General features: G+C 51.5%; 10 protein-coding genes. 5 read left to right on the top strand and 5 right to left on the bottom strand.

Annotated elements, in window-relative coordinates; all coding sequences use genetic code 11:
- The first annotated feature begins 222 nt into the window (after nt 1-222).
- Both ACYU87_RS22505 and ACYU87_RS22500 read left to right on the top strand, forming a co-directional pair.
- Complete coding sequence (locus tag ACYU87_RS22505) at nt 223-438, top strand: hypothetical protein (RefSeq protein ID WP_461136360.1); 216 nt, start codon at nt 223-225, stop codon at nt 436-438.
- 647 nt (nt 439-1,085) lie between these two features.
- Nucleotides 1,086-4,253, top strand: a complete 3,168-nt coding sequence (locus ACYU87_RS22500) for a cellulose binding domain-containing protein (protein WP_461136359.1) — start codon at nt 1,086-1,088, stop codon at nt 4,251-4,253.
- Between the two features lie 245 nt (nt 4,254-4,498).
- Here the strand turns inward: ACYU87_RS22500 and ACYU87_RS22495 are convergent, their stop codons facing one another.
- The gene (locus ACYU87_RS22495) at nt 4,499-4,741 is read right to left on the bottom strand and encodes a hypothetical protein (RefSeq protein ID WP_461136358.1); all 243 of its coding nucleotides are present in this window, start codon (nt 4,739-4,741) and stop codon (nt 4,499-4,501) included.
- A 264-nt stretch (nt 4,742-5,005) separates the two neighbouring features.
- Here ACYU87_RS22495 and ACYU87_RS22490 point away from each other — a divergent pair, with 264 nt between their 5' ends.
- Complete coding sequence (locus ACYU87_RS22490; RefSeq protein ID WP_461136357.1) at nt 5,006-5,374, top strand: DUF2147 domain-containing protein; 369 nt, start codon at nt 5,006-5,008, stop codon at nt 5,372-5,374.
- Between the two features lie 154 nt (nt 5,375-5,528).
- Here the strand turns inward: ACYU87_RS22490 and ACYU87_RS22485 are convergent, their stop codons facing one another.
- Together ACYU87_RS22485 and ACYU87_RS22480 are read right to left on the bottom strand one after the other, a co-directional pair.
- Nucleotides 5,529-6,437, bottom strand: a complete 909-nt coding sequence (locus ACYU87_RS22485) for a manganese catalase family protein (protein ID WP_461136356.1) — start codon at nt 6,435-6,437, stop codon at nt 5,529-5,531.
- An 83-nt stretch (nt 6,438-6,520) separates the two neighbouring features.
- Nucleotides 6,521-7,030, bottom strand: a complete 510-nt coding sequence (locus ACYU87_RS22480) for a GreA/GreB family elongation factor (protein ID WP_461136355.1) — start codon at nt 7,028-7,030, stop codon at nt 6,521-6,523.
- 218 nt (nt 7,031-7,248) lie between these two features.
- Between ACYU87_RS22480 and ACYU87_RS22475 the strand changes: the two genes are divergently transcribed.
- Nucleotides 7,249-8,703 carry a S41 family peptidase gene (locus ACYU87_RS22475; RefSeq protein WP_461136354.1) on the top strand — a complete coding sequence of 485 codons (1,455 nt, stop codon included), beginning with the start codon at nt 7,249-7,251 and terminating at the stop codon, nt 8,701-8,703.
- 91 nt (nt 8,704-8,794) lie between these two features.
- Nucleotides 8,795-10,168, top strand: a complete 1,374-nt coding sequence (locus tag ACYU87_RS22470) for a S41 family peptidase (protein ID WP_461136353.1) — start codon at nt 8,795-8,797, stop codon at nt 10,166-10,168.
- On the opposite strand, the gene ACYU87_RS22465 is transcribed toward ACYU87_RS22470, so the two are convergent.
- Both ACYU87_RS22465 and ACYU87_RS22460 read right to left on the bottom strand, forming a co-directional pair.
- Nucleotides 10,165-11,106, bottom strand: coding sequence for a ClpXP adapter SpxH family protein (locus tag ACYU87_RS22465; RefSeq protein ID WP_461136352.1), 942 nt, complete (start codon nt 11,104-11,106; stop codon nt 10,165-10,167). The genes ACYU87_RS22470 and ACYU87_RS22465 overlap by 4 nt on opposite strands.
- A gap of 103 nt (nt 11,107-11,209) precedes the next feature.
- On the bottom strand, nt 11,210-14,656 hold the full coding sequence (locus tag ACYU87_RS22460) for a VCBS repeat-containing protein (protein WP_461136351.1): 3,447 nt from the start codon (nt 14,654-14,656) through the stop codon (nt 11,210-11,212).
- Nucleotides 14,657-14,672 lie beyond the last annotated feature (16 nt).

Genomic DNA, 14,672 nt, shown 5'->3' with positions numbered 1-14,672 from the left:
ATATATAGATAGGTCTGGTCCATACAGGCACCAAAGCATTTAGTTCATTATTAGCCCGTTTAGTCAATAACAAGTTTAAAAATAAATCGATCTTACCTTTTTGTTAGTTACTTTGTCTACTGTTTAAACACAATTCGGTAAAGTAAATCTCAGTCAATAGATCGATGTCCTTATGTGGTTGGTCTATTTCTGTAACAAACTGCTTTAACTTTCACTCTTCGTATGCTTCTGGTTCTTACTCCCTATCTGTGGAAATCGATAGGCTGTTTTGCTTTGCTGGCTGGTGCTTATTACGTTTTTGGTCAATGGACTCGCCTTATCAACCAAATCCATTCCTGGCTAACCTATATTTTTGCCGTACCTCCCGCAGATCGTCAGCAAAGCACCTGGCCGGGCGAAGAGGATTGGCCCGTGAACGACGATGATCGTGAGCATTAACATCGAGGACAAGCGGTAGCCGGTCGTGTGCTATTACCCTATAAACCAACATAGTAAGCTATACCACAACCCCTGGGATAGGGTTTCTATTATAGAAAATATACTATTTTAATTTGTTGCTTGTCGAGTTACGTTTATACCCAGCTTCTCCAATAAATACAATCAGCGGATTTTATCATTTCTTTCAGCGGCTCCTTTCGGCGGATAGGCACCCCTCTTGAATCGCCAGTTGGCGGATTACACAAGGCATGGGCCTGCACCAGTCCCCAAAAGAATTGTTCCCTTAAATCCTTGCTGTGAAAACTCCAACTCACCAACCTGATCGCCTTGCCGTGAAGCGAAAGCTACTATAGCGGTAAAATACTATTCTGATCGAGTCAACAAATTGATTATTGACTCATACACAGAAAGTTACTCTAAAATAAATCTGCTTGATGTATAGTATTTATATACTACAGCCAGGCTTTTGTATCCCAATAGAGCTATACATCCGGGCCAGTTACTTCTTTTTACAACCAGTCTCTACGCATGACTATCGCTAGCTTACTTGCCAATGACCAAGAAGTTCATCTATAAGTCTTCCTGGCTCTTCTTTATTACGCTTGCCTGTTTATTATCAACTAGTTAAAAACTAATCAAGGTTATTTATGAATAAACTTTTTACTTCCTTCACCTGGTTGAGAATTTGTCTGCTCCTGGTGAGTTGGTTGACTGCCACTACGTTGATGGCGCAAACGACTTATTCTGAAGGCAACGATTTTCCCAGCATATCCGGGGCAGCCAGTTATGTACTAAGCCAGGCTGGTGACTACACCTTCTCGGGTACCGTTCAAACACCAAATGATCAGCAGGATGCGGTCAAGGTGATTATACCAACGGGGTTTAAGATAACTAAAGCCGTTCTTCAAGCTTCCGGGGGTGCCTCTCAGCAACAGCCTTCCGGATTTGTGGCATTTGCCGATGGCTACAGTGGCTACTCAGCGGCTTCATTCTCTAGTAGCGATGGAGTAAACGTTACACGCTCGGGTGACTTGGGACCCAATTCGGCCAGCAATCCGTACATCGGTCTGGCCTCAGTCGATTATAGCGTTGGGACAAGCTGGTCAATTCGAGTTACGGTAGTTTCTACTGGAGGAGAAAACACCTGCACAAACCCAACCGTACCCACGATATCTGCCACACGAACAGCGATCTGCGCCGGAAGCAATACCACGTTATCCATTCAGACCGGAAGCCTGAATGATGCTACAGCCTGGAAATGGTATTCAGGTAGCTGCGGAGGCACGCTGGTAGGTACCGGCTCATCCATACAAGTAAGCCCTGGCTCAACGACGACCTACTATGTCCGGGGCGAAGGGGGCTGTGTAACCCCCGGTTCGTGCGCATCGCAACAGATTACCGTCAGTTCTCCTTTCACATCAAACCTGACCAATGACGGCCCGTTGACCTGTGCCAAGACCAGGGTCACCCTGATAACTACTGGCGGACCGACGGGTGCAACTTATACCTACAGCGGTGGTGCTCAAGCCAATTCAGCCAACCTGTCTACCGCTACGGTAAGCCAGGCCGGGCCCTACAGTGTCACCGTTACAGCACCGGGTGGCTGCTCGGCCACGGCTACCACCATCGTCTCCAGCAACACCCTTGCGCCCAATGTTAGTGTTAGTCCAACTGCCCAGACCATCTGCCAAGGGCAAACCGCCATCTTCACCGCTCAGGGGGCATCGACGTATAGCTGGAGTAATGGTCAGTCCACAGCCAACCTTTCAGTGAGTGAAACAGGCACGTACTCCGTAACGGGAGTTGCGGCCAACGGTTGTCGGGCAACGGCAACAGCAACGTTAACGGTAAAACTTACCCCGACGCTAAGTTTTGATGCAGGCCGTACCGCGTCGTCCGGCCGGTGTGACACCCCCAACGGGCAGGTGGGCTTTACCACCAACCTGGCCGATGGCAGCTATTCATTCAGCTATCGAAAAGATGCCGGGAGCTTTCAAACTGTTTCGCTGGTTGTTACCAATGGGCAGCTAGCCTTAACGGGCTTATCGGGTGGGCGCTACTACGGCTTCAGTTTAACCAGTAACGGCTGTACGGGCACTAGTAACGCAACGGTTGATCTGAGTAACCCCACTCCGCCCAGCGTGAGCATTAGTCCAACTGCCCAGACCATCTGCCAGGGCCAGTCGGCAACCTTTACAGCCCAAGGCGCGGATGCTTATCAATGGAGTACAGGCGCAACAACGGCCAGCATTTCGGTGAGCGTGGCCGGTCCCTACTCGGTAACGGGTACCAACAGTAATGGCTGCTCGGCTACCGCCAGCGCTACTTTAAGTGTCACACCCCTGCCGGCTGCACCAACGCTAGTGACTCAAAATGGTTACCCTTATTCCGCTGGGGTGAGCAGCCTGACCATCAGCCAGAACACAGGACCCGTCAGGTTGATAGCCTCGGGCTGTAATGACGGCCAGCTGCTGGCTAACGGCAGCCCTGCCAGTAGCTTTACTATTTCCACGGCTAACAGCGGCACCCAAACCTATACGGCTACCTGTACCCAGAACGGCTGTACCAGCCCTGCGGCCAGTTTCGTTCTGACGGTAGTGCCCACCACGCTTAGTGTGTTGTACCGCGATGCCGATTATGGCAACACGGGCAATAACATCATCAAGCCCTTCCTGAAGCTGGCCAATGCAGGTGGTCAATCTATCCCATACGGTGAGGTGACGGTGCGTTACTGGTTTACCTCCGAAGGTAATTCGCTGCCGACCAACCTGGCCGTCTATTACGCTCAGCTAGGGGCTGTTTCTACGAAGTACGTAGCCCTGGCTCAGCCACGGCAAGGAGCACTTGGCTATGTGGAGTACAGCTTTCCCGGAGGTGGTAGTCTACCAGCGAACGGAAACTCAGGGCCCATTGAGAATGGCATCCAGAAAACCGACGGGTCAAACTTCAATGAATCCGACGATTACTCTTACCAGGCCAACTACGCCGACTATATCCCCAACGTGCGGGTAACGGCCTACCGCAATGGGACCATTGTCTGGGGTCAGGAGCCAACAGCGGTGGCCTCCCAGACAGCGGTGCAAGTTTACTCCCAAGCGAAAGACGGCACGACAACCTCCCAGATTCAGACCCGGGTAGAACTGCGCAACACGGGTAATGTGGCACTAGCCGTCTCGAGCCTCAAGCTTCGGTATTACTTTACCTCTGACAACGGTCAGACGGCCAACGTCTTCGTAGACTACGCCGATATCGGCGCCAGCAATGTGCAGGCCCGGGTGGTCCGGCTACCCTCGCCAGTCAACGGGGCCGATAGCTACGTGGAGCTAAGCTTTGCGGGAAACTCCATGCAGGTAAACGCGCTAAGCAGCCTAGGCGTGATTGACTTTCGGCTGGTACGTTCGGACAACGGCTTGTTTGACCAGAATAACGACTATTCCTACGGGGCTAACTACGGCACCGTGGGACTCAATAACCGAATCACGGCTTATCTGAACAACCAGCTCATTTACGGAACCCCACCTTCGGGGGCACCGGCCCGGGTTGGCGTGCTGGAGAGTACGGCTCGTTTACAGACTCGTCTGTTGGGAAATCCGGTGGTAGGTAACCGTGCCGAGGTCGAAATTACGGGCGTAGCAGGTCAGGCGGTCAATCTGAAGTTGGTCGATTTACAGGGCCGCGCCATCCATGAACAACGCATCGAACAAGCAAGTACCACTGAGCATGTGAGCCTGCCGCTGGGCAGCAGCCAAGGTCAGCTTTTGCTGCGCGTCAGCACCGACACGCAGCAGCAGAGTCTCAAGCTACTGCGGCCCTAAGCGCCAATCTGCCTGTTCGTATTGATTTCATACATAACAGCAAAGGCCCATCTCGTTTGAGGTGGGCCTTTGCTGTTATACACTGTGTATTAGCACAGGTACCTCTAAAGAATGTGGCTTTTAGGAAATTACTCAAAATGAGCTTCACAAAAACCGTCTTTACGTACACTAGTGGTCTAGCGTATTCCGTAACAGTCTGTATTGCCTGCTCGTTTACAGACCGTTCGGACAGGGCAATTAAATGACTAGGCGTCTTTTTCCGTATCCGATTCGTCCTCGCTGCTTTGGTCCGAGTGATCGTGTTCACCTTTATGTGCTTTTTCAACTGAGCCAGTCGCATCATGCTTATCCTCAGTGCTTTGTTTGCTTTTATGCTTACCCCGTGAGGTTTTACCCTGGGCTTCGTCGGGCAAATTAGTATTTAACTCGTACTTTTTAGTCTCGTCAGCCATGTCACGGACAGTTGGTTGGGGGGCGCCTTTGCTCATTGTGTTTGTCTATTTAGTAGTGGGAGAACAACCTTAGCCAACGGCCAATTGTTTAAAGGCCCGACAAGCCTATCAGGCTTTTTACGGGGTATGGCGTATACTTTACAAAAGTCTCGGCGTATCTTGCGAAATAAGGCCACGATGTTATTTTTGTTACTTATCATTCTGGTCAGTTATTGTTCACTTAAAGACTTGTCTCTTTTGAGATCCTTTTCGCAACCCGTACGCATCATTCTGTATCGATGTCGAGTTTGGTCTTTGTTAGTGCCTCTGCTACTGTTAGGGGCTCGACCTGATCAACCAGCCGACCGACTCATTGGCCGTTGGCAATTTCCGAGCAAAGGGTCCAGCGTCGATATTTATCGACAGGGAGACCTGTATTTTGCCCGGGTAGCCCGGGTTGACCAGGCCGGTGAGCAAAACTTTGGCTTAATGAAAGATAGTGTTCTGATCCGTGACCTCCGTTACGACGGAGCAGTTTGGTCGGGAGGCCGTCTGATTCATCCTAAAACGGGAATTTCGTTAAGCGCCGAGGTACAAATGTCCAAACCAGATGCCATTAACGTTACCATTTACAAAGGCATCAAACTACTCCACCGAAAATTCACGATGACTCGCCAGGACAGGCAATAACGTTTAGCAGCCCAATCGACGAACAGATCACTAACTAAATTGAGGGTGACGCTGGTGACAACGGTTAACCCGGAGAAGATACAAACGAGCTAGGCCCCCATCGACTCAATCCTGAGTCAATGGGGGCCTAGCTCGTTTACCTTATATTCATTTCTCAATAATCGTATTTGATACCCATTTTCTTCGCCATGTCCGAAAATACCTGGGGGTCAAAATCATCGGCACCCGGTGAATTGAGCTGGGGTTCCTCTTCCAGATCCGGAACCGGGAAACCAGGCATAGCGCCTTCTACCACAACGCACTCCTGGCCATCGTCTGGATGAGGGCCATTCCAGATCAGCCCCGCCTGCTTGTAGTCGTCCTGACTGAACGTGTACAATTGCAAGTGCAACTTCTGCTCCATGAATTTTTTGGCTTCTGGAAACGCATTGTTACTCAGGTTCGGAATGGGCAACAGTTTGGTTACCTCTACACCCGTCAATTTCTCCAAGGCTTTGGCATAGGCCACAATGTGCAAACCACCCCGTACCAGCAGATACCCGACCATAGTGCGAGCCGTAGGGTCCGTCACCATTTCGTAGGCGCGCATCTTGTTACCGCGTGCTCCACATTCCAGAAAAAAGTTATGCAACAGGTCCAGTTTCAGATTGCCGCTACTGAACACATTCTGACCACTCCAGAAATTACCCATCGAGTCGACGGGGAGGCTGCCCTGACCACTGGCAATGTAATGATACGTGTTACGAGCATCTACGGCATCGGCCAACGGACCGGGTACCGGATCATGTCCCCGTTTGGTAACACCGGTCAACAGCAGGTTAATGGCATACGACACCACTTCAATATGGCCGTACTCCTCGCCGGCGATACTGGCAATGACGTCATAAAAAGGGCGTATCTTCTTGCGGCCCCGGAAGTTGAACGACTGAAAGGTGTAGTTCATCAGCGTGGACATCTCGCCAAATTTCCCACCTAACAACTCTTGAATGGCCGCAGCATCGTTGGCCGAGGGGTTTTTGGGAATTGGCAACTCAATAGGAAGCCGGTCCATTTTTAAGATCATACCAGTGCTGTTTAGTCGGTTTGCGGGCAAATGCCTGTTGCTTTACCTAACTAATTCTATAGACAATGGTTATAAATTTTTCATCATTTGATCGATAGTACATACATGACCTGCTGGCCGTTTGGGGTAGGCCAGGCAACCGTTTCGCCAATTCGCTTCCCCTGCAGGGCGCGGGCCAGTGGCGAGGTGAAAGCAAGAAGCCCCTGCGTAGCGTTGGCCTGATCGACCCCCACAATGGTAAACTGCCGTTCTGTACCGGCCAGCTTCCCCGACTGTACGCGCAATACAACCGTTGCTCCGAATCGAACCAGTTCCTGCGCCTGCGTATCAACCACTTTAGCGCTGGCGATTCGCTGATTCAGGTTAGCGATAGTCCCATTGAGCAAAGCGAGCTGTCGGCTACGCTCATTCTGGTCCTCGACTTGTGCGGCCTGTATATGAGCACGCTCCGTTTCTAAATCAACGAGTTCGGCACGCAGCAGCGCCAGACCGTGGGGCGTAACGTAATTGGGCGTGCCGGGTGGCAACGGCGCACGGGCCGGAATAACAACCGGCGCGTCTGCCGTTTCATTTTTCAAAAAAGCACTGCTCATACGGGTCTTGACGTTAAGTAAGCTGACTATAATTGCATTAAAACATCAATATATATGACGTTGTTCCTGTGTGGATGTTAAGGTCTGAATGTATACAACGCGGTAACCTACTTAAGTAAACCGCAAACTCCACACAAGTTTGCAGTAGCAATTTTTATTACGAAACATCAACGTCAATCAGCTCCATCCGGTTTATCTTCGCCAAATCCTTTCACGTCATGCGTACCTTTATCCTGCCAATGGGGCTATGGCTGCTGACCACCAGCCTACATGCCCAACCATCAATTGATTCGTGCCGCTGTGGCCAGGTGTTCAAGCAGGTTCACCAGAGAACGGCCGCTAACTATGCTGGCTGGGCCGATAAAGTCAACGACAAAACCCGCCCCGCCTTCACTACTCTGGTGGACAGTCTTCAGGCACTAGCCCAAAAGACGACCTCCGATACGGCTTGTATGACCCTGCTCAAACGGTACAAGGCGTTTTTCCGCGACGGCCATTTTCAGGTATCGCTGCGTTCATCAACCACCGAGCCTGCCATTCCTCTCCGGCGCATTACCCTGCTCGAAGCGGACATTCAGCGGCAACTTCTCGAACGGAAAGAAAAGCGCAGCCCGATAGAAGGCATCTGGGAAACTCCGGATCACGGTTATAAGATTGCCATTGTACCCGACCCCGAAAAGAACGGTTCGCTGGTCGGTGTGATACTAACGGCGGCTAATACCAACTGGAAACCCGGCACTGTCAAGATGGAATTGACGCCAACAAAAGCCAGTACGTTCGATGCCCACTACCGCAATGCAGCCTTTGACGATCAGGTCGTTCAGCTTACCCAGCGGGGTAATTTCTTCGACATTGGTGGTTACGGCACCTGGATCAGGCTATTCCCTCAAACTATCACGGCCCTCGAACGGCAAACGTATGAGCGCGCTCAACAACCCCTTGAATTTCGGCAGATCAATCCTCAGGTTACTTACCTACGCGTGAATACCTTTAACGTACCCAAGTCGGAGGTTGACAGCATGGTGCTGGCCAATGGGTCGGCCCTGGCGCGCTCACCGCTGCTGATCATCGACATTCGCAACAACGCTGGTGGCAGTAATTCGTCATTCACCCCCCTGTTACGGCTGATGAATACCGATAATTTTCAGGATACCCATAGTTATATGCGTACCTCACCGGATAACATTGCCGCCGAAGAAGCGATGGTAGCCAGAGCCCGAGCCGGAAAATGGGACGTTGACAGTGTGCTCAACGCCTGGGCAGGCCAAGTTGCCCAGGCCAAACAGCATCCTGACCAGCTTTATCGAACCGAGGGCGAACGGATCTTGGTCGACCCAGTACTGACGTATCCGGCTCAGGTGGCCGTACTGATCAACGATAAATGCTACAGCAGTGCAGAGTATTTTGCCTTTTACGCCAAACAAAGCCGGAAAACGCGCCTGTTCGGTCAGCATACGGGGGGCGTCATGGATTACGGCAACGTACGCGCTCAGGTAATGAGTTGCCCCCGGTTTGCGCTCCGGTTGCCCACTACGCGCTCGGGCTGGGTAGATACGAATCCGATCGACAACCAGGGATTTTCACCCGATGTTTCTATTTCGCCAACTGATCCCGACTGGATAGACTATGTCGTTCGGTATTACAAGAAGAAAGGCGTGCTGAAAAACAAATAGGTGATTTTTAGCCGAGTGGCTTAGACATAGTATAGTACTGTCGTCAGCCGGAAAATGGCTCGCTAGCTCGTAAACAAACGAAACACTTCGCATGCACGTTGCCGGTACGTTACTTTTACTTTGCCTGACGATCAGTTCGCTGGGGCAAACGCTTTCCAGGCAGGGACTGGCGCAGGATCTGACCTTTTTGAACGAGGCCGTCAGACGGGGGCATCCCGTCAATTACGAGCACCAGGATGCGGCACCGCTGGCTCAACTCATCGACAGCGTTAACACCCTGGGCGAGACAAGCTTGTCCGTAAGCGCCTACCGACTGGTGATCGGCTCGGCGCTGCAACGAATTGGGTGTGTTCATACGTCGGTGGTCAGGAATCCCCTTTCAGAGCATCATCCGTCCCGATACTTTCCTTTTGTTACGTATCTTCTTCATCAAAAACTATACGTCGGCAGGCAATCTGCGGATAAACAGGCGTATGAAGGCCAGGAAATTGTAGCCATCAATGGCGTCTCTGTTCGTAAGATTGTCGGTGAGTTGCTCCAGTATGCAGCCAGCGATGGCGGGGGGCAGGCCTTCGCGCAGCAGTACATTAACCGGGCCAGCACTGGCTTACTGGCTTTTTACTTCAACTACCCGGATCAGTATCAGCTCCAGTTCCCGGATCAGGATGTAGTCATTGCGGCCATCCAGACACCAGTCACGGGTTACAGACCTTCTAACCAAGAAACAAGCCTGTTGCGTAATCAGGAAAATCGGTTTGCGCAACTTGCCCCCGGGGTTGCTTTGCTGACGGTCAAGACCTTTTCCCGATCAGACGTGGCCTTTATCAAACAAGCGTTTGAGACAATCAAGAAAGCGGGGCTGACCAATCTTATCCTTGATTTACGCGGTAATACGGGAGGCAACCGAAGCGCGAGCGTCACCCTGGCAAAACAGCTTGTTGATCAACCCTTCTCTTATTCGATTTTACAACCCAAGCTTCGGCCCGGACCGTTTCTGAACCCAACCGGCCGATTTTATTTACTCCTTTCCAGGTTCAAGTATCAGGTAGGTCATTTTTTCAAGCGGCACCGAACCGGGTTTGGTACAGAGTTCCGGTATCGCTATCAGCCTGTTAAAGAAAGCTACCGGGGCCAGTTGTATGTGTTGACCGATGGGTTTACCGCTTCTGCGGCCACCATGGTAACTACCTGGGTTAAGCAGCACACCAGCGCGGTGTTTGTGGGCAGTCAGGCGGCAGGCGGTTATAATGGAAACAATGGGGGAAGTTTTCCGCTTATCACCCTCCCCCACTCAAAAATGCAGATTCGCTTTCCCGTTTATCGGTTAATTCTGGATGACAAATCAAGCCAACGAACCGGACTTGTGCCAGATTATATGCCTGCGTATACGATCGAGGATGTGCTGCTCAATCGGGACAAGGAGATCGAGTTCGTTCTGGCAAGAATTGCCGATTCGTCAAATTAATCGATCGATATGGCTTGTCCGGCAGACTCACGTGTCCATAAATCGCCGTTTTTTGTCCTGAGCCGGGACAAATTTCCCTGATCGGCCAGGTGCTGTAAATACGCTTCGGTGTTCTGGCGCGGTACACCCGACAATTCCGCAAATTCACGGGTGGTCAGCGATGGATACTTTGAAAACAAGCTGGACCATTGCGGGTCGATTTCCTTTCTCTCGATCGAAGCGTGTACCGTTTTCAAGGCATTCTCATAGACATGGTAGGGCTTGGTTCCGTAAACGAATTCCTGATGACCCGCGTCATCGACAAAAAACATAGATGGAAATCCCCGGACGCCCAACGTCTTTCCCAGGGCTAAATCTTCCTCAAACTTCTTGTTGGCCTCACCTTCGAAATCAGCTTTCAGCCGGGCAACATTTAACCCTACCGATTGGGCGGCTTCGGCCATATGTTCCCACTTCGTGATGTTTTTCTTTTGCAGGAAAACCATCTCGCGAAGTTTACGCAAAAAGTCAACAGCCAGCTCGGCATCCTGCATCTGGGCGGCCTTGACCGCAACGGAGGGCGGGTAGGAGGAATTGAGCGGATCTTCCAGCCATACGTCACCGTCGATGGGCATGTCATAATGCTGACTCACCTCATCCCAGTGATGGGCAACATCCGACGGCTTACTAATTCCTCCGCTATTGTAACTCCAGTCGGGCAGCAGCCCCCCCATGCGGTAGTCGATATCCAGAAAGTACCCATATTCGAGCTTCATCTTCCGGAGCTGTGGCTCAATACCCCAACAGGACGAACAGATTGGGTCAGTAAAATAAATGAGTTTAACAGGCTTCCTGTCAGACTGAATAGCCGACGTATTTTCAGCTGTTGTAGGAGAAGGAACTTGGCAAAGACCCGTTTCAATGTCGCACAGGAGTGGATTTGCGTTCTGATTTTCCATTTTATTTTAGGCTATGTGGTGGCTACATACTAATTTTTCATATCTATGACTTTCGAACGGATGCAAGCTTTTGAGCGAGCTTACGATTTATCGTCCCAGGAAACTACTGAAGTTTATTCGCGTTACGTGAGCTTACTGGTGCAAAAATCTGTAACGGGGCGTTGTTTCGGGCAACTATCCATAGCAAACCAGCCGACGTCGTTACGGGCTTTATGTCCCGGATCTCCCCCTTCAGCAGAAAACCGCTTTGGGTCGACATGAGTGCCCTAAACGGACTTTCGTTAGGTTGCCCCCCAGTCTGGTTCAGTAAAACCAGCCCGTTGTCGCCGTCGTACCGCCCCTGGTACGTACTGACCCCATGAAAATTCCCCCCCGCCAGCAAATCAGGTTTTCCGTTATGGTCGATGTCGGCAACTGTCAGGGCGTAGAGTTTGGATACCTGAGCGAGCATTGGCAGTAAACGCACCGTAAATTGACCATTTTTATTTTCGAGGTAAACCGACGCAAACTGGTTAACAATGTGCTGCTCGGCATTAGCCAGTTCCCCATCATTAAAAATCTCCTCGATCGTTTTACCGGCAATCTGCTCGTAATCCGTAAAGCGTTTGTTAATCACGCCCGGCATTTGTTTGCCCAGTTCATCTTTGAAGGCTACCGGATACCAGCGGGGCTTACCTGCCGCATCGTTTCGCTTGCAGGCCAGGATGTGGTCGGTGGTCTGGTTGCCATCAATATCTTTAACCCACATGGCCAGTTCGGGCGAGGCATGTTTATTGAATTTGTTGTTCAGCCCCAGATTACCTACCACCAGATCCTGATCGCCATCCCCGTCAAAATCAGCGGCTGTCACGCATTGCCAGAACCCTTTAAGTGCTGCCTCCGGGCCAACCACATCGGCTCGGGGGGTTAATCGGCCGCCTTTGTTGCTGAAAACTTCAACGGACATCCAGTCGCCGACAACGACCAGGTCAAAACGCTTGTCGTTATCTATGTCGGTCCAGGTGGCGTCCGTTACCATACCGACCCGCCGGAGTTGTGGAGCAAGCCGATCGGTCTGATCGCTGAAATGACCACGTCCATCGTTGATCAATAAGTAAGACCGGGGGCTTTTCCCGTAAGCTTTTGCCAGAACACGGCCACCAACGAATACGTCCAAGTCGCCATCCTGATCGACATCATACGGCCGAACGCAGCTTTTATTATCATACATAGGGGGCAGTCCGGTGGAGCGGCTAAACTGCCCTTTCCCATCATTGAGATACAGACGATCCAGGAGTTGAGGAGCTTTATCGGAAAACTCGTTACCGCCCGATACGACGTATAAATCCAGATCCTTGTCGCCATCAACATCGAAAAAGGTCGCGTCGACGTCCTCACTGAGTGAATCCTGCCGGAAAACCGCCTGGGGCGATGGCTTGAACTGTCCGTTCGGCTGCTGAAGTTGCAGTATACCCGCCTGCCACTTACCGCCACCGGCGTAAAAATCGGCCAGCCCATCGCCGTTAACGTCGCCGACAGCCAGCTTCGGGCCTTCGGTCGATACCTTGAAGGGCATGAGCGATTCCCGGAAAAAATCATAGTAATCGGTATTTTCCCGATGCGTGAACAGAGTTGGATATTGAGTCGTAACATCAGACAGGAGCGCCGGCAATTCGGCTGCTGTGTACCGGTACGTGCTGCCATCCAGGTTGGCATCGGTCTGTTTGAGGTCGACCAACTGATCGACGCGTACGCCTGTCCGAACGCCCATCCGCTGGTTTGGCCAAATGACAATTAAGGAGTCGATCATTGTCTGGCTTCCCAGGCCAAAGGTCAGCACCGGTTCGACGGATGACTCAAACCCGTGCGTTGGGATGAGTTGCTGCAGTTGCAAACCGGTTTTGGTTTTCACGATCACTTTAGCCCCGACACCGAACGTATTAGCCCCGCTGCCCCGCAAACTGACTTTCAGATAATGGTTCTGCGGAAACAGATCGAGGGCGTGGTTCAGGTAAACGCCCGCCGACTCGTTCATGTTATTGGTAATCAGGTCCAGATCGCCGTCATTATCCAGGTCGGCGTAGGCGGCTCCGTTGGCCAGCCCTGCCTTGTCGAAGCCCCAGTTGAGCGATTTATCCTCAAACTGAAGACTGGGCGTACCCCGGTACAGGTAACTATGCACTTTTCCTTCGGGCATTCGGCTTATGGCCTTTTCGGCTACCGATCGCGACGTAGTCAGCGCCATCTGAACCGAGTCGCTCATGACATACTTGATGTAATCCAGGTTATTGGGGCGACGGGCAATGCCGTTTGCAATAAACAAATCCTTTATGCCATCATTGTCATAATCGGCCAGCAGCGGTGACCAGCTCCAGTCGGTAGCTGCCACGCCAGCCAGCGCACCAATGTCTACGAACCGTTGCCCACCCTGATTCAGTTGCAGACAATTGCGGCTGTACTGGTTCATGTAACCGTACGACAGTTTGTAGAGGTAGATGTCCAGCGCATCTTCTCCCTGCGATGATTTTTCGACCGTCTCATCGTCCGGGTACATATCCAGCGTCATCACATCCGGAAAGCCGTCGTTATTCACGTCACCAATGTCATTTCCCATCGAAAAACGGCTCACATGGGCAAATGCGTTCTGGACATTCTCCGTGAAGGCGGGACCACCCGCTTGTTTTTTGCCATTATTAACGTAGTAATAATCGTTCTCGTGAAAATCGTTCGAGACGTAAATATCTTCCCATCCGTCGTTGTTCAGGTCCGCCACCGATACCCCCAATCCGTAGCCCATTGCGGCACCGTAGATGCCCGCCTGCGCACTGATGTCGGTAAATTTTGGGGATGTTAATGGCGTCGATTTATCGGCCGAAATAAGTGGGTTTTCGAACAGGTAGTCTCCTGATTCAGGCTGACGGCTGGTGCGCGCCGAAGCCCGGTCGTAACTGCGGGAGGTATGGACTGCGTGGTTCAGCAGAAAACAATCCAGATCGCCATCGTGGTCGTAATCGAAGAAAGCGGCCTGCGTTGAAAACCCGGTGAAATCAAGCCCGTATTCCGCGGCTTTTTCGGTGAAGGTAGGGACGCCATCCGGGCCATTCCCGTTGTTGATATACAGTTCATTATTGCCTTCCAGCCCCTTGTAGTTACCAACCGCGCAGACGTAAATATCCAGCCGGCCATCCCCGTTGACGTCGGCCATCGTGACCCCCGTCTGCCAATCGGAAAAGCCATCAACGCCCGCTTTTTCGGTAATATCCACAAAGGCTGGCGATTGCCCCGGCTTCGTCTGGTTCAGATATAGCCGGTTTTTTCCCTGATTCGAGACGAAGTACAGATCCGGTTTTCCGTCGTTGTTAACATCCCCCGCCGATACGCCCCCCCCGTTGTAGAAATAAAGGTATTCCAGAATATTTAACTTGGCCGTTGCAGCCACCTGATTGACAAAGGTGATACCCGTTTTGGTGGAGTCCAGCTGCTCAAACAAGGCAGGCTCACTTTTTTTTGTACAGCCCAGACAGCCGAAAAGAAGAAGCGAAACAAGTAATCCGGAATAAACTAATTTCATTGGTGTTCAGTAAACT

It is taken from the genome of Spirosoma lituiforme (assembly GCF_054776635.1).
Note: the sequence above shows the minus strand (reverse complement) of the source record. Positions and strands in the feature narration are given on the sequence as shown.

What these genes read in the sequence shown, in the direction of transcription:
- ACYU87_RS22505 (WP_461136360.1), top strand. Translation starts at nt 223, where the DNA reads ATGCTTCTGGTTCTTACTCCCTATCTGTGGAAATCGATAGGCTGTTTT.
- ACYU87_RS22500 (WP_461136359.1), top strand. Translation starts at nt 1,086, where the DNA reads ATGAATAAACTTTTTACTTCCTTCACCTGGTTGAGAATTTGTCTGCTC.
- ACYU87_RS22495 (WP_461136358.1), bottom strand. Translation starts at nt 4,741, where the DNA reads ATGAGCAAAGGCGCCCCCCAACCAACTGTCCGTGACATGGCTGACGAG.
- ACYU87_RS22485 (WP_461136356.1), bottom strand. Translation starts at nt 6,437, where the DNA reads ATGATCTTAAAAATGGACCGGCTTCCTATTGAGTTGCCAATTCCCAAA.
- ACYU87_RS22480 (WP_461136355.1), bottom strand. Translation starts at nt 7,030, where the DNA reads ATGAGCAGTGCTTTTTTGAAAAATGAAACGGCAGACGCGCCGGTTGTT.
- ACYU87_RS22475 (WP_461136354.1), top strand. Translation starts at nt 7,249, where the DNA reads ATGCGTACCTTTATCCTGCCAATGGGGCTATGGCTGCTGACCACCAGC.
- ACYU87_RS22470 (WP_461136353.1), top strand. Translation starts at nt 8,795, where the DNA reads ATGCACGTTGCCGGTACGTTACTTTTACTTTGCCTGACGATCAGTTCG.
- ACYU87_RS22465 (WP_461136352.1), bottom strand. Translation starts at nt 11,106, where the DNA reads ATGGAAAATCAGAACGCAAATCCACTCCTGTGCGACATTGAAACGGGT.
- ACYU87_RS22460 (WP_461136351.1), bottom strand. Translation starts at nt 14,656, where the DNA reads ATGAAATTAGTTTATTCCGGATTACTTGTTTCGCTTCTTCTTTTCGGC.